We start from the raw sequence: 18,258 nt of genomic DNA, 5'->3' as shown, positions 1-18,258 counted from the left end.
CGGCTACCGATGGGCCGGCATGGCGGGTGCAGGGCCGCGAACGGGTGCTGTCCGGGCCGGCTGGCGAGCGGCTGCCGCTCACCGTGACCGAGCGTGTTTTTTTTATCCGCCTGTTGAATGCGCCCGGCCAATGCCTGCGGCGCGAACGGTTCTTTCCAGGCAATCCGCAAGAGGGGGCACGCAGCGTGGACGTGCTGGTGTCGCGGCTGCGCAGCAAGGCGCGCCGCCTGGATATCGAACTGCCGGTGCTGGCCGTGCGCGGGTGGGGCTACATCTTCCTGCAGCACGACCCGGGCACCAAGACGCAGGGCTGGGACCCCGCGAGCAATGCCCCGTGCGGAAAGGGCTTAGAGCACGACCAGGTTGTCCCGATGCATCAGCTCGGGGTCGGTCATGCTGCCCAGGATGCGGGCGATCTGGGATGAGGGCTGGCGCAGGATGCGTCGCGTATCCACGGACGAATAGTTGATCAGGCCGCGGGCGCATTCGCGACCCTGGCTGTCCACGCACGCGACGACGTCGCCCCGGCCGAACTCGCCTTCCACTTCCGTCACGCCGATGGGCAGCAGGCTCTTGCCTTCGCGCAGCAGCGCCTGCACGGCGCCGTCGTCCAGCACGACGCGGCCGCGCAGCCGCAGGTGGTCGGCCAGCCACTGCTTGCGGGCGGACCACACGGGCAGCACGGCGCGCAATTCACTGCCGATGCATTCGCCCTGGGCCAGGCGCGTCAGCACGTTGCGTTCGCGGCCCGAGGCGATGACGGTGTGCGCGCCGCTGTGCGCCGCGCGTTTGGCCGCCAGCACCTTGGTCAGCATGCCGCCGGTGCCGATGCCGCTGCCGGCGCCGCCGGCCATGGCTTCCAGGGACGGGTCGCCGGCTTGCGCGTGCGACATGAACCTGGCTTGCGGGTTCTTGCGGGGATCGGAGTCGTACAGGCCGCGCTGATCGGTCAGGATGATCAGCGTGTCGGCTTCGATCAGGTTGGTGACCAGTGCGCCCAGCGTGTCGTTGTCGCCCAGTCGGATCTCGTCCGTGACGACGGTGTCGTTTTCGTTGACGATCGGCACCACGCCCAGGCGCAGCAGCGCGAACAGCGTGCTGCGGGCGTTGAGGTAGCGGTGGCGGTCGGCCAGGTCTTCGTGGGTCAGCAGGATCTGCGCGGTGCGCAGGCCGTATTCGGCGAACGCCGCTTCGTAGGCCTGGCACAGGCCCATCTGGCCTACCGCCGCGGCCGCCTGCAGTTCGTGCATGACGGACGGGCGCTTGCGCCAACCCAGCCGGGCCATGCCTTCCGCGATGGCGCCGCTGGAGACCAGCACGATCTGCTTGCCCTGCTTGTGCAGGGCGGCGATCTGCGCGGCCCAGTGCGCGACGGCGGCGCGGTCCAGGCCTCGGCCTTCGTTGGTGACCAGCGACGAGCCGACTTTGGCGACGAGGCGCTGGGCGTGGGTGACGACGGAAACGGCAGGTGTTTCAGCAGACATGATGGGCGCCGGCTGCGGCGAAAAAAGACGTAATCGTAAGGACTGCGATTATGGCTTATTCGTCGCCGGGGCGCGGCGCGGCGGGCTTGTCGGCATCCGTGCGGGTGTCGTCGAAGCGGGGGTCCGGCGCCACGTAGGTGCCGTCCGCCTGGTCGCGCGACACGTATTCCTTTTCGCGCTCGGCGTCCAGGTAGTCTTGCAGCGCGTACAGCAGGTCCTGCGTGCCTTCGCCCGTCAGGCCGGAAATGGCGAACACGGGGCCCTTCCAGTCATAGAGCTCCAGGAAGCGGCGCTTGGTGTCTTCGGGGTCCGGCACCATGTCCAGCTTGTTCAGGACCAGCCAGCGCGGCTTTTCGGCCAGTTCCGGGTCGTAGCGGCGCAGTTCTTCAACGATGGCGCGCGCGTCGACCACGGCTTGCTCGACGGGGTCGGCGTCCGGATCGGGCGTGGACACGTCCACCAGGTGCAGCAGCACGCGGGTGCGCGCCAGGTGGCGGAGGAACAAGTGGCCCAGGCCCGCGCCTTCGGAGGCGCCTTCGATCAGGCCGGGAATGTCGGCCACGACGAAGCTGCGCGACGGCGAGGTGCGCACGACGCCCAGGTTGGGGTGCAGCGTGGTGAACGGGTAGTCCGCGATCTTCGGCTTCGCATTCGAGATGCGGGTGATCAGCGTGGACTTGCCGGCGTTCGGCAGGCCCAGCAGGCCCACGTCGGCCAGCACCTTCAGTTCCATGCGCAGGTAGCGGTGTTCGCCTTCCTTGCCGGGCGTCCACTGGCGGGGCGCGCGGTTCAAGCTGGACTTGAAGTGGATGTTGCCCATGCCGCCCTGGCCGCCGGCGGCCAGCACGACTTTCTGCTCGTGCGTGTCCAGGTCGAACAGGACTTCGCCGGTTTCGGCGTCATGGATGACCGTGCCCACCGGCACGCGCAAGGTGATGTCCGGGGCGGCTGCGCCGTACTGGTCGGAGCCGCGGCCGTTCTCGCCGCCCTTTGCGCGGTGCAGGCGCGCATAGCGGAAGTCGATCAGCGTGTTGATGTTGCGGTCGGCTACCGCATAGATGGTGCCGCCGCGTCCGCCGTCGCCGCCGTCCGGGCCGCCTTTGGGGATGAACTTTTCGCGGCGAAAGCTCGCCACGCCATTGCCGCCTTTGCCGGCGACCACTTCAATGGTGGCTTCGTCTACGAATTTCATGGTGTTTGCGCGTGTAGTGGGTAATAGGGCAGCGGCCCGTCATGGGGCGCTGCCAGGGGGGCAAGGAAGAGTTTACTACTCGTCCCATTGCCTTAAAACAAAAAAGCCCCCCACGCTGCACACACTTCGTGTGCTTGCTACCCCCCAAGGGGGCGCTTTTGTCTTGGGGCGGCCCGACGACAAAAAAGCCCTGCCGCATGCGACAGGGCTTTTGCCGTTCGGGTACGCGATGAGCTGCGTACCCTGACCGTGCTTGTCCGATTACTCGGCAGCGATGATCGAAACGGTCTGCTTGTTCAATGCGCCCTTGAAGCCGAATTGAACCTTGCCGTCGACCAGCGCGAACAGGGTGTGGTCCTTGCCCATGCCGACGTTCACGCCAGCGTGGAAGCGCGTACCGCGCTGACGCACGATGATCGAACCAGCGGGAATCAGTTCACCGCCGAAGGTCTTGACGCCCAGACGCTTTGATTCTGAGTCGCGTCCGTTTCGCGTAGAGCCGCCGCCCTTTTTCTGTGCCATGTTTAGCTCCTGCTAAGTGGTACCGAGTCGCTTCTTAAGCCGTGATGGCTTCGATGCGGATTTCGGTGTAGTTCTGACGGTGGCCCTGACGCTTCTGATAGTGCTTGCGACGGCGCATCTTGAAGATCTTGACCTTGTCGTGGCGGCCTTGCGCAAGAACCGTTGCCTTGACCACAGCGCCGGAGACGAGGGGCGTGCCAACTTTCAGTTGGTCGCCTTCGCCCACGGACAGCACTTGGTCCAGGGTGATTTCTTGCCCAATGTCTGCCGGTATCTGTTCTATCTTGAGTTTTTCGCCAGCGGCAACGCGATACTGCTTGCCACCGGTTTTTACGACCGCGTACATGGGGTGTTCCTTAAATAGGTAAATGGGTCTATCCGCGCGACCCGCCCTGCTGGGTGGGATTGCCGCCCTGGAAAGAGCGCTTTCATGTCTTCTTGCCAGAACCTGGCAGGAAGAAAAGCGCCTATGTGCTTTCAAGCGTGCTTGAAAAGTACCCAGAGGGTTTACGCGAACAACCGACGTAATTCGAGCATTGCTGACCGAATCCAGGATATTAGCCCGGGACTTTTCAAAAGTCAAAAAGCCGTTGCAGGCTAAGGGCTTAGGTGTGGCGCCCAGGCTTCAGGCCGCAGGAATCACCCGCAGCGCGATGTCGCGCGCCACCTGGCGGATGCCTTCCATCACGTCGCGCCGGTGGGCGTCGTCCAGGCGGTCGGTGGGGATCGACGTGCTGACCGCCACCCGTTTGCCCAAGGGCGTCACGCCGATATAGGCCGCGTAGCAGACCAGACCCGTCGCCACTTCCTCAAGATCCTGGCCCAGCCCCATCTGGCGCACCAGATCCAGTTCCTGGTAGAGCGCCTCGCGGGTGGCCAGCGTGCGGTCGGTGACGCGCGGCAACTCCGCCGGCACGCAGGCGGCCAGGGCGTCGGCATCCAGGTTGGCCAGCAGGGCCTTGCCCAGCGCGCAGGCGTGGGCGGGCAGGCGCATGCCCAATTCCGACACCAGCCGGACGGGGCGGCGGGCGTCTTCGCGGGCGATATAGACCACGTCGAAGCCGTCCAGCACGGCCAGTTGCACGACCTCGTTGCAGCGCGCCACGAAATCGCTGGCCGCTTCGTGGAAGGCGGTTTGCAGGCCGTCGTGGCGCAGGTAGGCAAAGCCCAGCGCCATCAGTTCGATGCCCACGATGTAGCCGCCGTCCTTGCGTTCGATCCAGCGCCGGTGCTCCAGGCAGTCCAGCAGCAGGTACAGCGTGCTTTTGGCCAACTGGCAGGCCTGGGCCAGGTCGGCAGCCTTGACCGGAGTCCGGCTGGCGGCGAGCACCCGCAGGATTTCATGCGCGCGCCGGATGGCGGGGACGTCATATTCAGTGGCCATTGATCCCTTTTGTCCAATGGGTTGGACTCTTATTCATAATGTTGGACATGATAAATGAATTCCCCTAGACTCGTCGCACATCACTTGAATGCCGCACAGAAGGCATAAAGCGAGGAGACAAATGAACGAAGGAAACACACTGCCTTCCGACCTGCCGCGGGCGTTGCTCGTGGGTCGGGTATGGCGTCCGGGGCCGGTCAACGGTCCCAGCGTGGTGGTGGTGCGCAATGGCGAGGTCTTCGACATCACCGCCGTGACGCCCACCGTCTCGGATCTGCTGGATCGCCCTGACCGCGTGGCGCTGGCTCGCAGCGCGCAAGGGGAGTCGCTGGGCGATGTGCGGGACCTGATGGCCGCCTCCCTGCAGCACAGCAACGGGCCGCGCCTGCTGGCCCCCTGCGATCTGCAACCCATCAAGGCGGCCGGCGTCACGTTCGCCATCAGCCTGCTGGAGCGCATGATCGAAGAAGAGGCCGGCGGCGACGCCAGCCGCGCCGATGAGATCCGCGTGCGGATGCAGGCGCTGATCGGGTCGGATCTGTCGCGGCTGCGGCCAGGTTCCCCCGAGGCCGCCAAGCTGAAGACGGAACTGGTCGAACGCGGCCAGTGGTCCCAGTACCTGGAAGTCGGCATCGGCCCGGATGCCGAAGTCTTCTCGAAGACGCCGGCCATGGCGTCCGTCGGGTTTGGCGCGCAGATCGGCGTGCTGCCCGAATCGCAGTGGAACAACCCCGAACCCGAAATCGTGCTGGCGGTGGACAGCCGCGGCGACGTCGTGGGCGCCACGCTGGGCAACGACGTCAACCTGCGCGACATCGAAGGCCGCAGCGCCTTGCTGCTGACCAAGGCCAAGGACAACAACGGATCCTGCGCCATCGGCCCCTTCATCCGGCTGTTCGACGGCGACTTCAATATGGATAGCGTGCGCCAGGCCGACGTGTCGCTGCGCATCGAGGGCACGGACGGTTTCGAGCTGGACGGCGTGAGCCACATGCGCGAAATCAGCCGCGACCCGCTGGACCTGGTGCGCCAGGCCTGCGGCGCGCACCACCAGTATCCCGACGGCTTCATGCTGTTCCTGGGCACGATGTTCTCGCCCAGCCAGGACCGCAAGGGCCCGGGCACGGGATTCACGCACAAGCTGGGCGACCGCGTCGTGATCGCCTCCGAGCGCATCGGGGCGTTGGTCAATGAGGTGCAGCTGTCCACCGAGATCGCGCCCTGGACCTTCGGGGTGCGCGCGCTGTACGGCAATCTGGCCGAGCGGGGCCTGTACCCGGAAGGGCCGGCGGCATGAGCGGCGTCCTGTGCGTGGGCGTCGCCGTGTACGACCAGATTTTCGCGTTGGGCCAGTTCCCCGCGCGGCCGACCAAGATTTTCGCCAATGATTTCTCCGCCTGCGTCGGCGGGCCTGCCGCCAACGGCTCCATCACCGTGGCGCGCCAGGGTGGCCGCGCCACGTTGTGGGCGCGGGTGGGCGGCGACATGCAGGGCGACCGCATCGTGGCCGAGCTGGCGGGCAACGGCGTGGACGCCAGCCGCGTGCGCCGCGTGGCGGGTGCGCGGTCGGGCACGTCCGCCGTGGGTGTGACCCCCGACGGCGAACGCATGCTGTGGGTGTTTGCCGACCCGGCGCTGGATGCCGACGCCGCCTGGCTGCCGCTCAATGATGTGGCCCGGCACGACGCCGTGCTGGCGGACGTGCGCTGGCCGGCGGCATCACGCGCCGTGCTGGCAGCCGCCCGCCAGGCCGGCGTGCCGTCGGTGCTGGACGCCGACCTGACGTCCGACCCGCAGGCACTGGCCGACCTGGTGCCGCTGGCCACCCATGTGCTGTTTTCCGAACCGGCGCTGGCCCAGGCCGTGGGCGACCTGTCGGCGGAGCAGGGCCTGCGCGCCGTATTCGGACGCGGCGGCCATGCGGTCGTTGGCGTGACTCGGGGCGAGCAGGGCTGCGCCTGGGTCGACGCCGAGGGCTATCACGAAGAACCCGGCGTCAAGGTGCGCGTGCTGGACACCCTGGCCGCCGGCGATGTGTTTCACGGCGCGTACGCGCTGGCGCTGGCCCAGGGGCGGGACGCGCGCGAATGCGCCCGCTACGCCAATCTGGTCGCTGCCGCCAAGTGCGCGCGCTGGGGCGGCGGGGCCAGCATCCCCACCGTCGCCGAATTGGAAGCATTTGCCCATCATCACCGCGCCGAAGGCGCATGCAAGGAGTATTCATGAGCGGTTCGTTGTCGGCCGGAAAGTTCCGTGCCCTGCGTCGTCTGGCGGATGCCAACGGCAGATTCAAAATGATGGCGGCGGACCAGCGTCCCCCGATCATCAAGGCCATCAATCAAAAGCTGGGCGCCGACAGCGCCACCTACGAGCGGGTGGGCAGCGTGAAGCGCTCGCTGGTCAAGGCGCTGGGCGGGCAGAGCAGCGCCGTGCTGATCGATCCCGACTACGGCTACAGCCAATCGTTCGACGCGCTGCCGGCCGCGCCCGGCCTGCTGCTGACGCTGGAAGATTTTGCCTTTGAAGAATCCCCCGAAGGCAGGAAGACCTTCATCATGCGCGACTGGAGCGTCGAGAAGATCAAGCGCGCCGGCGCCGACGGCGTGAAGCTCCTGCTGTGGTATCGCCCGGACGTGTCGGCCGAGGTGCGTGCGCATCAGCACAAGCTGGTGGAGGAAGTGGGCCAGGCGTGCAAGCAATATGACCTGGCGTTCCTGCTGGAACTGCTGGTGTACCCGTTCGCAGGCGCCGCCGACCACACGACCGATTACATCGAGCACAAGGACAAGCGTCCCGAGCTGGTGCTGCAAAGCGTGCGCGATTTCGCCGACCCCAAGTACGGCGTGGATATCTACAAGCTGGAAAGCCCGCTGGCGGCCAATCACCTGCCCGAACCCGAGGCCGGCGGCAACGCGGTCGCCGACGCGCAGGAATGGTTCAACCGCATGGGGCAGCTGATCGACAAGCCCTGGGTGATGCTGTCCGCCGGCGCGGGCATGGAAGAGTTCCGCCGCGTGCTGCATTACGCCTTCAAGGCGGGCGCCAGCGGTTTCCTGGCCGGCCGCGCCATCTGGTGGCAGGCGTTCCTGAACCAGTACCCCGATCTGGCGGCCATGGAGGGCCAGCTGGGCAAGGAAGGCGTGGGCTATATGGAACAGATCAACCGCATGACGGACCAGATGGCCACGCCCTGGCACAACGCGCCGCTGTACGGCCAACAAGGGCCGGCGCTGGAAGCGGGCGGCTTCTCGTTCCCGTCCGCCTATCCCGCCATCGCCAAACGCGCCTGATCGTCCAGGCCCATCGCACTGAACCACAAGATACGCAAGGAAACAGCAATGATTGATGATCTGAAAGGCCGCCGCATCCTCGTCACGGGCTCCAGCACCGGCATCGGCGCCGCCGTTGCCGTGGGTTACGCCCGCCTGGGCGCGGCCGTGGCCGTGCACTACAACGCCAGCCGTGAACAGGCCGAGGCCGTGGCTGCGCACATCAAGGCCGCAGGCGGCGTCTGCCACCTGGTGGGCGGCGACGTCAGCAAGTCGGCCGAAGCGACCCGCGTGGTTGACGAGGCTGCCGAAAAGCTGGGCGGGCTGGACGTGCTGGTCAACAACGCCGGCGCGTTGGTCAAGCGCGTCCCGCTGGACCAGATCGACGACGACACCTATGACGCGGTGCTGGACCTGAACGTGCGCTCGGTCGTGATGGCCTCGCAAGCGGCTGCGCGCCACATGCGCGAGGCCGGCCGCGGCAGCATCATCAACACCAGTTCGGTGGCCGCGCGCAACGGCGGCGGTCCGGGCGCACTGCTGTACGCGGGCGCCAAGGCCTTCGTGTTGAACGCCACCCGCAACCTGGCCAAGGAGCTGGCCGGCTCCAAGATCCGCGTCAATGGCGTGTCGCCAGGCGTGATCTCCACGCCGTTCCACGAGCGCTACTCCACGCCGGAGATCCTGGAGAACATGCGCAAGACGATTCCCATGGCCTACATCGGCGAGCCCGAAGAGTGCGTGGGCGCCTACGTGTTTTTCGCCTCCGACAAGATGAGCGGTTACATCACGGGCCAGGTGCTGGAAGTCAACGGCGGGCAATTCATGGCGTAGGCGATACCGGCGGGACAGGCGGGGACGCGCTCGATAGACGGCGCGCCCCGCCGGCGTGACCGCGCATGGCGCGCGGCGCGCTGGATTGCCGCAAAGATCGGCGACAAAAATAGAAAGAGAGACATGAACTACGACTTCGATTTCAGCTTTCTGGGGCAGTACTGGCCCATGCTGATGGAAGGCGCGTTGATGACGGCGGAACTGTCCGTCTTCGCGACGATCCTGGGTTTTCTTCTGGGCACGCTGTGCGCGGTGGGCAGCACCTCGCGTTCGGCGTGGCTGCGTGCGCTGGTGGCGGTGTACGTGGAAGTGATCCGCAACACGCCGCTGCTGGTGCAGCTGTTCGTGGTGTTCTTCGGCCTGGCCTCCATCGGTTTGAAGTTTTCGGTGACCGCATCCGCAGTGATTGGGTTGACGATCAATATCGGCGCCTATTCCAGCGAGATCATCCGCGCCGGCATCGAGTCCATCCACAAGGGGCAGGCGGAAGCCGCCGATTGCCTGGGGCTGGCGCGCTGGCAGGTGGTGCTGAAGGTGATCCTGCCGCCGGCGATCGAAAAGGTCTATCCCGCGCTGGCCAGCCAGTATGTGCTGCTGATGCTGGGCACCAGCATCGCGTCGCAGATCTCTGCCGAAGAGCTGACCGGCATCGCCAGCCGCATCCAGTCCGACACCTTCCGGTCCTTTGAGGTGTTCCTGGTGGTGGCGGTGATCTACCTGGCGCTGTCGTTCGTGATGCGCGGCCTGTTCTGGGCGGTAGGGCAGCTGGTGTTCCCGCGCCTGCGCCGTCTGGGCACGAGCCTCTAGGAGCGCGGCATGGGGATTTCATCCGCGCATTTCGCCGCGTTGCTCAACGGCATGATGTGGACGGTGGGCTTGTCGCTCATCGGCTTCATCGTTGGGGGTTCGCTGGGGTTCGTCGTGGCGCTGGGCCGCATTTCGCGCAGCGCGCCCGTGGCCTGGCTGGCCAGCTGCTACGTCAAGCTGATCCAGGGCACGCCGCTGCTGATCGTGATGTTCGTCCTGTACTTCGGCCTGCCGATCGTGGGGCTTGAAGTGCCGCCCATCGTGGCCGCGTCCATCGGCATCACCTTGTTTTCCGCCGCCTATCTGGGCGAGATCTGGCGCGGCTGCCTGCAAGCCGTGTCGCGCACCCAGTGGGAGGCGGCCGATTGCCTGGCGCTGTCGCGCACCCAGCGCCTGTGGCTGGTGGTGTTGCCGCAGGCCTTGCGCATCGCCACCCCGCCCACGGTCGGGTTCATGGTGCAGATCATCAAGAATACGTCGATCGCCTCCGTCATCGGAATGGCCGAGATGACGTACATCGGCAAGATGATCAACAACTCGACGTTTCAGCCGTTTACGACCTACATGATCATCGCGGCGCTGTACTTCTGCCTGTGCTTCCCGCTGTCGTGGTGGAGCCGCCGCCTGGAAAGGAGATTGAATGTCGCCCATCGTTAGTTTCCAGAATGTCCACAAGCGCTTTGGCGAAACGCCGGTGCTCAATGGCGTGAATTTCGACGTCGCGAAGGGGCAGGTGGTTGCCCTGATCGGCAAAAGCGGGTCGGGCAAGAGCACGGCGCTGCGCTGCATCGACCGGCTTGAATCCATCGACCAAGGCGAAATTGTCGTGTGCGGCCATCGCGTCAGCGACCAGGGCACCGACTTGCGGCGCCTGCGCCAGGATGTCGGCATCGTGTTCCAGAGCTACAACCTGTTCCCGCATCTGACCGTCGAGCAGAACATCACGCTGGCGCCGCGCTGGGTCAAGAAGACCGACCGCAAGACGGCGCGCGAACTGGCGCGCAAGGTACTGGCGCAGGTCGGGCTGGAAGAAAAGATCTCGGCCTACCCGGAACAGTTGTCCGGCGGACAGCAGCAGCGGGTGGCGATCGCGCGGTCGCTGGCGATGCAGCCCCAGGTGATGCTGTTCGACGAAGTCACCTCCGCGCTGGATCCCGAGTTGACGGGCGAAGTGCTGAAGACCATCGAGGAACTGGCGCGCCAGGGCATGACGATGCTGCTGGTGACGCACGAAATGGCGTTCGCCGCGCGCATCGCCGATCAGGTCATCTTCATGCACAAGGGCCAGATCCACGAATCAGGGTCGCGCGACATCCTGCGCCAACCCGCCACGCCGGAGTTGAGAAGCTTCGTCGGGTCGGGACTGTAAGCCATTCAAACGCAGCACCCGCGGCCTGGCGTCGGGCCGCGCACAACAACGAGATGTCGATCATTCGACCAGGAGACAAGCATGTCCTTCAAGCTGAAAAACCTGTTGTTCGGGGTGACCGCGGGCTTGGCCCTTGCGGTGGCCGCGCAGTCCGCGGTGGCGGACACGCTGGACACGATCCAGCAACGCAAAAAGATCCTGGTGGCCATCGACGTGGGCAATCCGCCCCACGGCATGATGGACGCCAACTTCAAGCCGGTGGGTTCCGACGTGGAAACGGCCCGCCTGCTGGCCAAGGATATGGGCGTGGAGCTGGAAATCGTCCAGGTCACGGCGCCCAACCGCGTGCAGTACCTGCTGTCCAAGAAGGCGGACATTGTCGTGTCGGCCCTGTCCATCACCGATGAGCGCAAGAAGGTGATCGACTACAGCACGCCGTACGCCGAGCTGCAATCCATCGTGGCCGCGCCCGCCGCCATGGATATCAAGTCGTATGCGGACCTGTCGGGCAAGTCGGTGGCGGTGACCCGCGGCACGGTCAACGACCAGGAACTGACGCGCGGCGTGGCCAGCGTGCCCAACGTCAAAGTGGTGCGCTTTGATGACGATCCTACCTCCACCGCCGCCATCAGCAGCGGGCAGTTGCAGGTGTATGCGTCATCCATGCCTTTGATCACCCAGCTGAAAAAGACCGATCCCAAGGCGGATCTGCAAACCAAGTTCGTCATGAAGTCCTTCCCGCTGGCCATTGCGCTGCGCAAGCAGGAGCCCAAGCTGCAGGCCTGGCTGGACGACTGGGTCAAGAAGAACCTGGCCAACGGCAAACTGGTCGAGATCTACAAGCGTTATCACGGGGTGGACATCGATCCGGGCAAGCTGGCGGCCGAATAAGGGGACAGGCAGGCGGGACGCCGCTGGTTGCGGGGGGGCTGCCCCCGCCTGCCGCCCGTAACACCCCGTATAATCGCTGGTCGAATCCCCCGCCGCACGTGGCGGGCCCAGCGGTAAGAGCCCCCACGCGGCTCGTTTCACTTGTCGGATACGTCTTGAATCTCCCCGCGCTTATTGCCCCCATTGCTGACGATATGAAGGCTGTCGACGCGGTCATCCGCGATCGGCTGAATTCCGATGTGGTCCTGATCCGCACGATTGGCGACTACATCATTGGCGCGGGCGGCAAGCGCATGCGCCCGGCCATGGTGTTGATGGTGGCGCGCGCCTTGGGGTACGAAGGGACGCACCACCAGCTGCTGGCCGCCGTCGTGGAATTCATCCACACCGCCACCTTGCTGCATGACGACGTGGTCGACGAATCCGACCTGCGCCGCGGCCGCGACACCGCCAACGCCGTGTTCGGCAACGCCGCCAGCGTCCTGGTGGGCGACTACCTGTATTCCCGTTCGTTCGAGATGATGGTCGAGGCCGACTCGATGCGCATCATGAGCATCCTGTCGCAGGCCACCACGGTGATCGCCGAGGGCGAGGTGCTGCAGCTGTTGAACGTGCACGACCCGGACGTCTCGCAAGAGCGCTACCTGCAAGTGGTGCGCTACAAGACCGCCAAGCTGTTCGAAGCCGCTGCCCAAGTCGGCGCCATCCTGGCGGGCGCGACGCCCGACCAGGAAGCCGCCGCGGCCGCCTACGGCCGCCATGTCGGCACGGCCTTCCAGCTGGTGGACGACGTGCTGGACTACAGCGGCGACGCCGCAGCTCTGGGCAAGAACGTGGGCGACGACCTGCGCGAAGGCAAGCCGACCCTGCCGCTGATCCGCGTGATGGAAGTGGGCACGGCCGAGCAGCAGCAACTGATCCGCGAGGCCATCAAGACGGGCGACGCCGACTTCGCCGCCGTGGCCGCCGCCATCCAGGCTACCGACGCGCTGGAACACGCGCGTCTGGCCGCGGTCGCCGAAGCCGATCGGGCCCGCGAAGCCCTGTCCGCCTACCCCGCTTCCCCTTTCTTGAATTCTCTGCTAGAATTCTGCGCTTTCGCGGTGAATAGAGATCGCTAGCGCGGAAACCTGATTCGGGTGATTGAAAAACGAGGTTGAAAAGCCCGATTTTCAAAAAAACTGAATTTGGGTTCTAATAGCGGTCGCTGTTGATAGCGAAAAGCAGCAAGCGAAAGACAGCAAGATGTTTGGTTGCACTGAGCGTAGCCGAGCAAGCAGGTAGGCAGAAATGCCTAGATAGTAAGACTCGGGGCGTAGCTCAGCCTGGTAGAGTACTGCGTTCGGGACGCAGGAGTCGGAGGTTCGAATCCTCTCGCCCCGACCACTTGATGTGGTCGAATTTTTGAAAGTGTTTCCCGACACTTTTAGCTGAAAGCCGGTATCGCGCAAGCGGGCCGGCTTTTTTGCGTTTGGGGTTTGTGTGCGTTTGGCGACAGTAGGATCGGCGATGCGCCAATCGCGCCGCTGGTTTTCCGGTAATCAGGCCGTCCAATCCTCCAGACGAAGGCCGGGTACGCGGGCGAACTGGCGGGGATTGCTTGCCACGAGGACGAAGCCTTGAGACCGGGCGTGAGCCGCGATCGTAGTCAAGGACGTCAAGGCGCGCCAGGAAACCCTCCACGACGGCTTGAGTGCGCGCGGGCGCGGCTGATGGCCCACTTGGCATTCAGGAGACCTCGGTTTACTTTCGACGCTTATCAGCGTCCGGAGTCATGCCGTGGCAGAAAAACATCCCGCGAGGGCCGTCAAGTCAGCGAAGCGTCCCGGCGCTCAGCCTGCCGAACCTGTCCTGCTGTCTGGCGGCAACCCGCAAATTCCCAAAGGCGAGGGCGATGGCCCCGTGCAAGCCTATATTGCGGCCATGCCGGGCTGGAAGCGCGACCTGGGGCGTCGGCTTGACGCGCTGATCGTGAAGACCGTTCCTGCCGTGCATAAAGCCGTCAAATGGAATTCGCCGTTTTACGGCTTGAAGGGCGAGGGCTGGTTCCTCAGCCTTCATTGCTTCACCAAATACGTCAAAGTCGCCTTCTTCCGCGGGCAGTCGCTGCAACCCGTGCCGCCGGGCGCGTCCAAGAGCCAGGACACGCGTTACCTGGATATCCGGGAAGACGATGTCCTGGACGAGGTTCAATTCAGCGATTGGGTCAGGCAGGCCAGCCAGTTGCCGGGTGAACGGATGTGAGGGGTCGAAGCAAGCGCGGCGCAGGCACCCCATAGGCCCCGCGTGGAGCGTTGATCGCCGGGGCGTGCGAAACACTCGCAACAATAAATTACGTCCCTGGCAATGGGGCGGTCGGCGCCCGCATGCTGCGGTCTGCGGCCCCCGGCATGACCGCAGCCCGCGCCACGGCTTGGTCCCAGCCAGGCATCCCTCCGCGCAGGCAAGCGGGGGCACGCCAAAAGGTGAGCGAGGCCGCCGGCCGAACCATGTTTCTGCGCGCGATCTGGGGGTTGCGGCGTCATTCCAAGTCAGTAGGATGCGCGATCACGCATCCGACTCCGCCCCATCCAAGGACCGATCCCATGACGCTGCCGCGACCGCGCGTTGCCCTTTCCGCCCTGACGCTTGCCCTGGCCTTGACGGGATGCGTGACCCAGCAGAATTCATACGGCGAGGGCACCATGGATGATCCGCGCTATGCGCAGCTGCTGGACCTGATCGACAAGGCGTTGAAGTCGAACATGGCGGTGGTGCTGGTCGCCGACGTGATGCCGCATGCCACGCTGAACGACGCGGAATCCATGATGAAATGGACCGGCAATGTGATCTTCACGCATGAGCAGATGCCGAACATCACCTTCGGCCGCAAGTTCCAGAACAATGCGCTGCAACGCGACAAGGACGCCACGTATCTGTTCAAGGCGTTCGAGGTGCATATCCTGCCTCCCGGCAAATACCTGCTGACGGGCGGTGACGATTACAAGCTGAACGCCTTGCTGGACCAGGTGGGCGCGCGCAGCGGTCCCGCAGGGTCGGGCCGTGGCGCCAAAGGCACCGCGTATCTGTCGCCGGAGCTCTATCGCGAATACTACAAAGAGACCAATTGGCACGAGGGCACCACCGGCACCCAGCTCAAGACGCGCACGGTCTGCACCGCAGTGCATCGCGGGACGGGCGCCTGCGTCAGCTGGGGCGAAGAGCAATACACCGAAACCACGCAGGGCTCTCGCGCCGGCTACTACGAGCAAACGGACTCGCGGGACATTCCCGCGATCAAGGTGGCGTCGCGCCTTGCCCCGAAGCTGGCGCTGGGCAGTTTCACGCTCAAGGGCGGCCAGTTTGTGCTGAGCCAGCGTGTGCACATGAGGACGCCCAGCTATCAGTACAAGCAGTCGGCCTGCCGCGCGGTCGATCCGAAGAAGATCGAGTGCCCGCTGGAGGACTTCACCGTCTACACGCGTCCGGCGCCCATGGACTTTACCCAGAAGCTCATCGCGCGGCGCGACCTGAGCGATGCGCACCGGCAACTGCTGTCCACCTTGCAACCCATGCAGATCACGCCGTTGGGCAAACAGGGGATGGAGGATCCGATCTGGGGCGTGCCGCTGTCGATAGGCACTGGCAAGTAAGCTGTCGACCGTCCCCACCATCTAGAGAACTTCACAGCATGATCCGTCATTTGGTCCTTGCAGCATCGTTGGCCATCGCGAGCAGCGCTGCGGCCGCTGCGCCCTCATTCAACTGCGCCAAAGCCGCCACGCCGGTCGAGAAGTCCATTTGCGGGAATTCCCGGCTGGCCGGCCAGGATGCGGCCATCGCGCAGCAATACAACGCAGTGCGCGGCAAGCTGGACGCCGACGCGGCCAAATCGCTGACCGCCGACCAGCGTTATTTCCTGGGTGTGCGCGACAAGATCTATGCGGAACCCTTCTCGGGCAGCACGCCGATCAAAGAGATCACCACCAGCATGGATTACCGCCTGCGGTTCCTGAAGGCCATCAATCCGCAGCCGCCTGCCGGCTTTGTCGGCAAGTGGAAAAACATCGAAGGTGAAATCGAGATCACGCAGGCCGCCGACGGCAAGCTGTTCGTGTCGGCCAACTCGGCCCAGCCCTATAACGGCCGTTGGGTCTGCGATTTGAGCGGCAGCGCGGTCGTCTCGGGCGACACCCTGAGCGTCACCTATCAGGATGGTGCGCCCTGGGTGCTTACGCTGACGCGCCGCGGCGCAGTCCTGGTGGTCCGCGAAGTGCCGCCCGCCGGTGCCAAGGACGACGGGTTCGGCCCGCCCTTTTGCGGCATGAACGGCAGCCTGTACGGCGACTGGTTCGCGGTGCGCTGACCCCAGGCATCAAACGCCGATCGGTCCTCCGTCCGCACGTTGGATCACCACCGTCGATGAACGCGGGCGTACCGTGGCCGTGGAGGCGACGGTGGCGTCGTCCGTGCCGTAGGCCGGCCAGTTCACCGGGTGCTGGATGTTCAGGAAGACGCTGGTGTGGTCGGGCGTGATGGCGAAGCCGGTGATTTCGGCTTCGTTGGGGCCGACGAAGAAGCGGCGCAGGTCGGCCTGGTTGGAGGCGTTGACGGCCGGGCCCGTGCCGGTGCTGTCGGCGAGCGATCCGGGAATCACGGCCAGCATCTGGTCGTTGGTGGCGCGGGCCACGTTGTTGTTGCGGCCGCCATCGATGCCGTTGTCGGTCTGGATCCACAGGATGCCGCGGCTGTCGAAGCCCAGGCCGTCGGGGCTGGCCAGCTGGTTCAGCGCGGTCAGGCCCGAGCGGTTGGTGTCGGCGTCGGCGCCGGCGTCCGAACCGAAGACGAAGATGTCCCATTCGAACTTGGTCGAGCCGGCTTCGTCGTGCCAGCGGATGATGTGGCCGTTGACGTTGTTCAGGCGCGGGTTGGGCGGGTTGGTGCCGGTCGCGGCATTGCGGCTGGTGTTGTTGGTCAGCGTCAGGTAGATGTCGCCGTTGGTGGGGTGCGTGGCCGTCCACTCGGGGCGGTCCATCGGGGTAGCGCCCACGAAATCGGCCGCGCCGCGGGTGTTGATCAGGATGGCATCCAGGCTGCCGAATTCATCAGCCAGCGTGCGCCCGCCGGTGCCTTGGGTGGCGCCGGTCAGCGCCAGCCATTCGCCCGTGCCGTCCGCGTTGAAGCGGGCGACGTACAGCGTGCCGCGGTCCAGGTATTTGGCGCCGACGGCCAGGCGGTCGGTGCGGTCGGCATCCTTCGGGTCCCACACGGCTTCCGACACGAAGCGGTATACGTATTCGAAGCGCGAATCGTCGCCGCTGTAGAAGGCCAGCGGCTTGCCGGCTTCGGGCTTGCTGTAGGCGCAGCCTTCGTGGGCGAAGCGGCCCATCGACGTGCGCTTGGTGGCGATGCTGGTCGGATCGTAAGGGTCGATCTCGACCAGGTAGCCGAAGCCATTGACTTCATTGCGCCAATCTTGCGTGGCGCTGGCGCCGGTTTCCGTGACGTTGAAGCGCGCGAATTCGCCCAGCACTTCCGTGGCGTCGCCAATAGCGGTTTCCCAACGGTAGCGGCCGGCGGGGCCTGCCGACACGCCGACGCGGCGCTGGTGCGCCGGCCGCGTGCCGGTATTCACGAAGCAGGCCGCCCAGTTCTCTTCGGCGGTGATGTAGGTGCCCCACGGCGTGTAGCCGTTGCCGCAGTTGTTGTTCGTGCCGCGCACTTGCGTGCCGTTGGGCGAGAACGGGGTCTTGACCCAGTCCGTGCCGCCCACGGGGCCGGCCAGCTTCATGGCAGTGGCGGAGGTGAAGCGGCGGTTGTAGCGCGAGTTGTTGACGATGGTCCAGCGGCCGTTTGCGCGGCGCACGTGGACGATGGCCACGCCGTGCGCGTTGATTTCCTTGCGCACTTCTTCGGCGGGACGCTTGCCGGCGACGAGCGTCGGGCCGTTGGGGTGCAAGGCGTTCTCGTCGATGTATTCGTGGTTGACCGCCAGCAGGCCTTCGGTGGAGCTGCCTTCGATCGGGAAAAAGTGCATGCCATCGTGGTGCATGCCCATGGCGTTCAACAGGTCGTTCGAGCTGTTGTTGCCGTTCTGGTCCCACGGCTGGGCGTTGTCGTTCAGCGGCGTGCCCCAGGGTGCGAAGACGTGGGCGACGTAGCCGTTGGGCACCACGCAGCCGTCAGTCATCGAGGTGGGCAAGGAGTCGAAGCCCAGTTTGATGGGGGCCGGTGGTTCGGTGCCGGGGACTTCGGGATTCGGATTCGGGTTGGGGTTTGGACCACCGACGGCGTCGTCATCGTCATCGCTGCTGTTACAGCCGGCCAGGCCCAGGCTCGTCATCGTGGCGAACGCGGCGGCCAGACCGCCGCGCATCATCGTGCGGCGTGACAGGTTCTTTTCCAGGATTTCACTGAACGGCGTGTTCAGGCCAGGGTTGCGGACGGTCTTGTCGGAGATGGATTTGCTCATTGGGATTCCTGGCGCGAGGGCTGCGGCTTGATCGGACGAGCAATGCTAGAAGTCC

19 protein-coding genes and 1 tRNA gene are annotated in these 18,258 nt (G+C 65.3%); 14 read left to right on the top strand and 6 right to left on the bottom strand.

What is annotated here, in order from left to right; translation table 11 throughout:
• A partial coding sequence (locus ACO6D5_RS25545) for a helix-turn-helix domain-containing protein (protein WP_485826920.1) occupies positions 1 to 425 on the top strand: 425 nt, incomplete at its 5' end.
• On the opposite strand, the gene proB is transcribed toward ACO6D5_RS25545, so the two are convergent.
• The 5 genes from proB to ACO6D5_RS25520 form a co-directional block, all read right to left on the bottom strand.
• Positions 348 to 1,484, bottom strand: a complete 1,137-nt coding sequence (gene proB / locus ACO6D5_RS25540) for a glutamate 5-kinase (protein ID WP_485826919.1) — start codon at positions 1,482 to 1,484, stop codon at positions 348 to 350. The genes ACO6D5_RS25545 and proB overlap by 78 nt on opposite strands.
• A 55-nt stretch (positions 1,485 to 1,539) precedes the next feature.
• Positions 1,540 to 2,676, bottom strand: a complete 1,137-nt coding sequence (gene obgE, locus ACO6D5_RS25535) for a GTPase ObgE (RefSeq protein WP_485826918.1) — start codon at positions 2,674 to 2,676, stop codon at positions 1,540 to 1,542.
• A 261-nt stretch (positions 2,677 to 2,937) separates the two neighbouring features.
• Positions 2,938 to 3,198: a 50S ribosomal protein L27 gene (gene rpmA, locus ACO6D5_RS25530; RefSeq protein ID WP_006224659.1), complete on the bottom strand. Its 261-nt coding sequence runs from the start codon at positions 3,196 to 3,198 to the stop codon at positions 2,938 to 2,940.
• A 34-nt stretch (positions 3,199 to 3,232) separates the two neighbouring features.
• Complete coding sequence (gene rplU, locus ACO6D5_RS25525) at positions 3,233 to 3,544, bottom strand: 50S ribosomal protein L21 (RefSeq protein ID WP_006216228.1); 312 nt, start codon at positions 3,542 to 3,544, stop codon at positions 3,233 to 3,235.
• A 279-nt stretch (positions 3,545 to 3,823) separates the two neighbouring features.
• A complete protein-coding gene (locus ACO6D5_RS25520) occupies positions 3,824 to 4,582 on the bottom strand; it encodes an IclR family transcriptional regulator (protein WP_485826917.1) in 759 nt (252 codons plus the stop codon).
• A 121-nt stretch (positions 4,583 to 4,703) separates the two neighbouring features.
• On the opposite strand from ACO6D5_RS25520, the gene ACO6D5_RS25515 reads away from it, so the two are divergent.
• From ACO6D5_RS25515 to ACO6D5_RS25455, 13 genes are all read left to right on the top strand, one after another.
• Complete coding sequence (locus ACO6D5_RS25515; protein WP_485826916.1) at positions 4,704 to 5,879, top strand: fumarylacetoacetate hydrolase family protein; 1,176 nt, start codon at positions 4,704 to 4,706, stop codon at positions 5,877 to 5,879.
• Positions 5,876 to 6,808: a PfkB family carbohydrate kinase gene (locus ACO6D5_RS25510; RefSeq protein ID WP_485826915.1), complete on the top strand. Its 933-nt coding sequence runs from the start codon at positions 5,876 to 5,878 to the stop codon at positions 6,806 to 6,808. Before ACO6D5_RS25515 ends, ACO6D5_RS25510 begins: the two co-directional genes overlap by 4 nt.
• Positions 6,805 to 7,872, top strand: a complete 1,068-nt coding sequence (locus ACO6D5_RS25505; protein WP_485826914.1) for a tagatose 1,6-diphosphate aldolase — start codon at positions 6,805 to 6,807, stop codon at positions 7,870 to 7,872. The genes ACO6D5_RS25510 and ACO6D5_RS25505 overlap by 4 nt, the downstream gene beginning before the upstream one ends.
• Before the next feature lie 48 nt (positions 7,873 to 7,920).
• Positions 7,921 to 8,685 carry an SDR family NAD(P)-dependent oxidoreductase gene (locus ACO6D5_RS25500; RefSeq protein WP_006224654.1) on the top strand — a complete coding sequence of 255 codons (765 nt, stop codon included), beginning with the start codon at positions 7,921 to 7,923 and terminating at the stop codon, positions 8,683 to 8,685.
• A gap of 123 nt (positions 8,686 to 8,808) precedes the next feature.
• Positions 8,809 to 9,492, top strand: a complete 684-nt coding sequence (locus ACO6D5_RS25495; protein ID WP_485826913.1) for an amino acid ABC transporter permease — start codon at positions 8,809 to 8,811, stop codon at positions 9,490 to 9,492.
• Between the two features lie 9 nt (positions 9,493 to 9,501).
• Positions 9,502 to 10,149, top strand: a complete 648-nt coding sequence (locus ACO6D5_RS25490; RefSeq protein ID WP_485826912.1) for an amino acid ABC transporter permease — start codon at positions 9,502 to 9,504, stop codon at positions 10,147 to 10,149.
• The gene (locus tag ACO6D5_RS25485; protein ID WP_485826911.1) at positions 10,133 to 10,861 is read left to right on the top strand and encodes an amino acid ABC transporter ATP-binding protein; all 729 of its coding nucleotides are present in this window, start codon (positions 10,133 to 10,135) and stop codon (positions 10,859 to 10,861) included. Before ACO6D5_RS25490 ends, ACO6D5_RS25485 begins: the two co-directional genes overlap by 17 nt.
• 81 nt (positions 10,862 to 10,942) lie before the next feature.
• Positions 10,943 to 11,752 carry a transporter substrate-binding domain-containing protein gene (locus ACO6D5_RS25480; protein ID WP_485826910.1) on the top strand — a complete coding sequence of 270 codons (810 nt, stop codon included), beginning with the start codon at positions 10,943 to 10,945 and terminating at the stop codon, positions 11,750 to 11,752.
• 155 nt (positions 11,753 to 11,907) lie between these two features.
• Entirely contained in the window at positions 11,908 to 12,873 is a 966-nt protein-coding gene (gene ispB / locus ACO6D5_RS25475) for an octaprenyl diphosphate synthase (RefSeq protein ID WP_485826909.1), read from the top strand.
• A 188-nt stretch (positions 12,874 to 13,061) separates the two neighbouring features.
• Positions 13,062 to 13,138 (top strand) — tRNA-Pro (locus ACO6D5_RS25470).
• Positions 13,139 to 13,603: 465 nt separating this feature from the next.
• A complete protein-coding gene (locus ACO6D5_RS25465; RefSeq protein ID WP_315527166.1) occupies positions 13,604 to 13,996 on the top strand; it encodes a DUF1801 domain-containing protein in 393 nt (130 codons plus the stop codon).
• A gap of 341 nt (positions 13,997 to 14,337) precedes the next feature.
• Entirely contained in the window at positions 14,338 to 15,384 is a 1,047-nt protein-coding gene (locus ACO6D5_RS25460) for a hypothetical protein (protein WP_485826908.1), read from the top strand.
• Positions 15,385 to 15,422: 38 nt separating this feature from the next.
• The gene (locus ACO6D5_RS25455) at positions 15,423 to 16,097 is read left to right on the top strand and encodes a lysozyme inhibitor LprI family protein (RefSeq protein ID WP_485826907.1); all 675 of its coding nucleotides are present in this window, start codon (positions 15,423 to 15,425) and stop codon (positions 16,095 to 16,097) included.
• 9 nt (positions 16,098 to 16,106) lie between these two features.
• On the opposite strand, the gene ACO6D5_RS25450 is transcribed toward ACO6D5_RS25455, so the two are convergent.
• On the bottom strand, positions 16,107 to 18,203 hold the full coding sequence (locus ACO6D5_RS25450; protein WP_485826906.1) for a PhoX family protein: 2,097 nt from the start codon (positions 18,201 to 18,203) through the stop codon (positions 16,107 to 16,109).
• Between the last annotated feature and the right edge of the window lie 55 nt (positions 18,204 to 18,258).

The sequence above is a fragment of the Achromobacter sp. genome (assembly GCF_057314935.1).
This window is presented reverse-complemented; position numbering and strand designations above follow the sequence as displayed.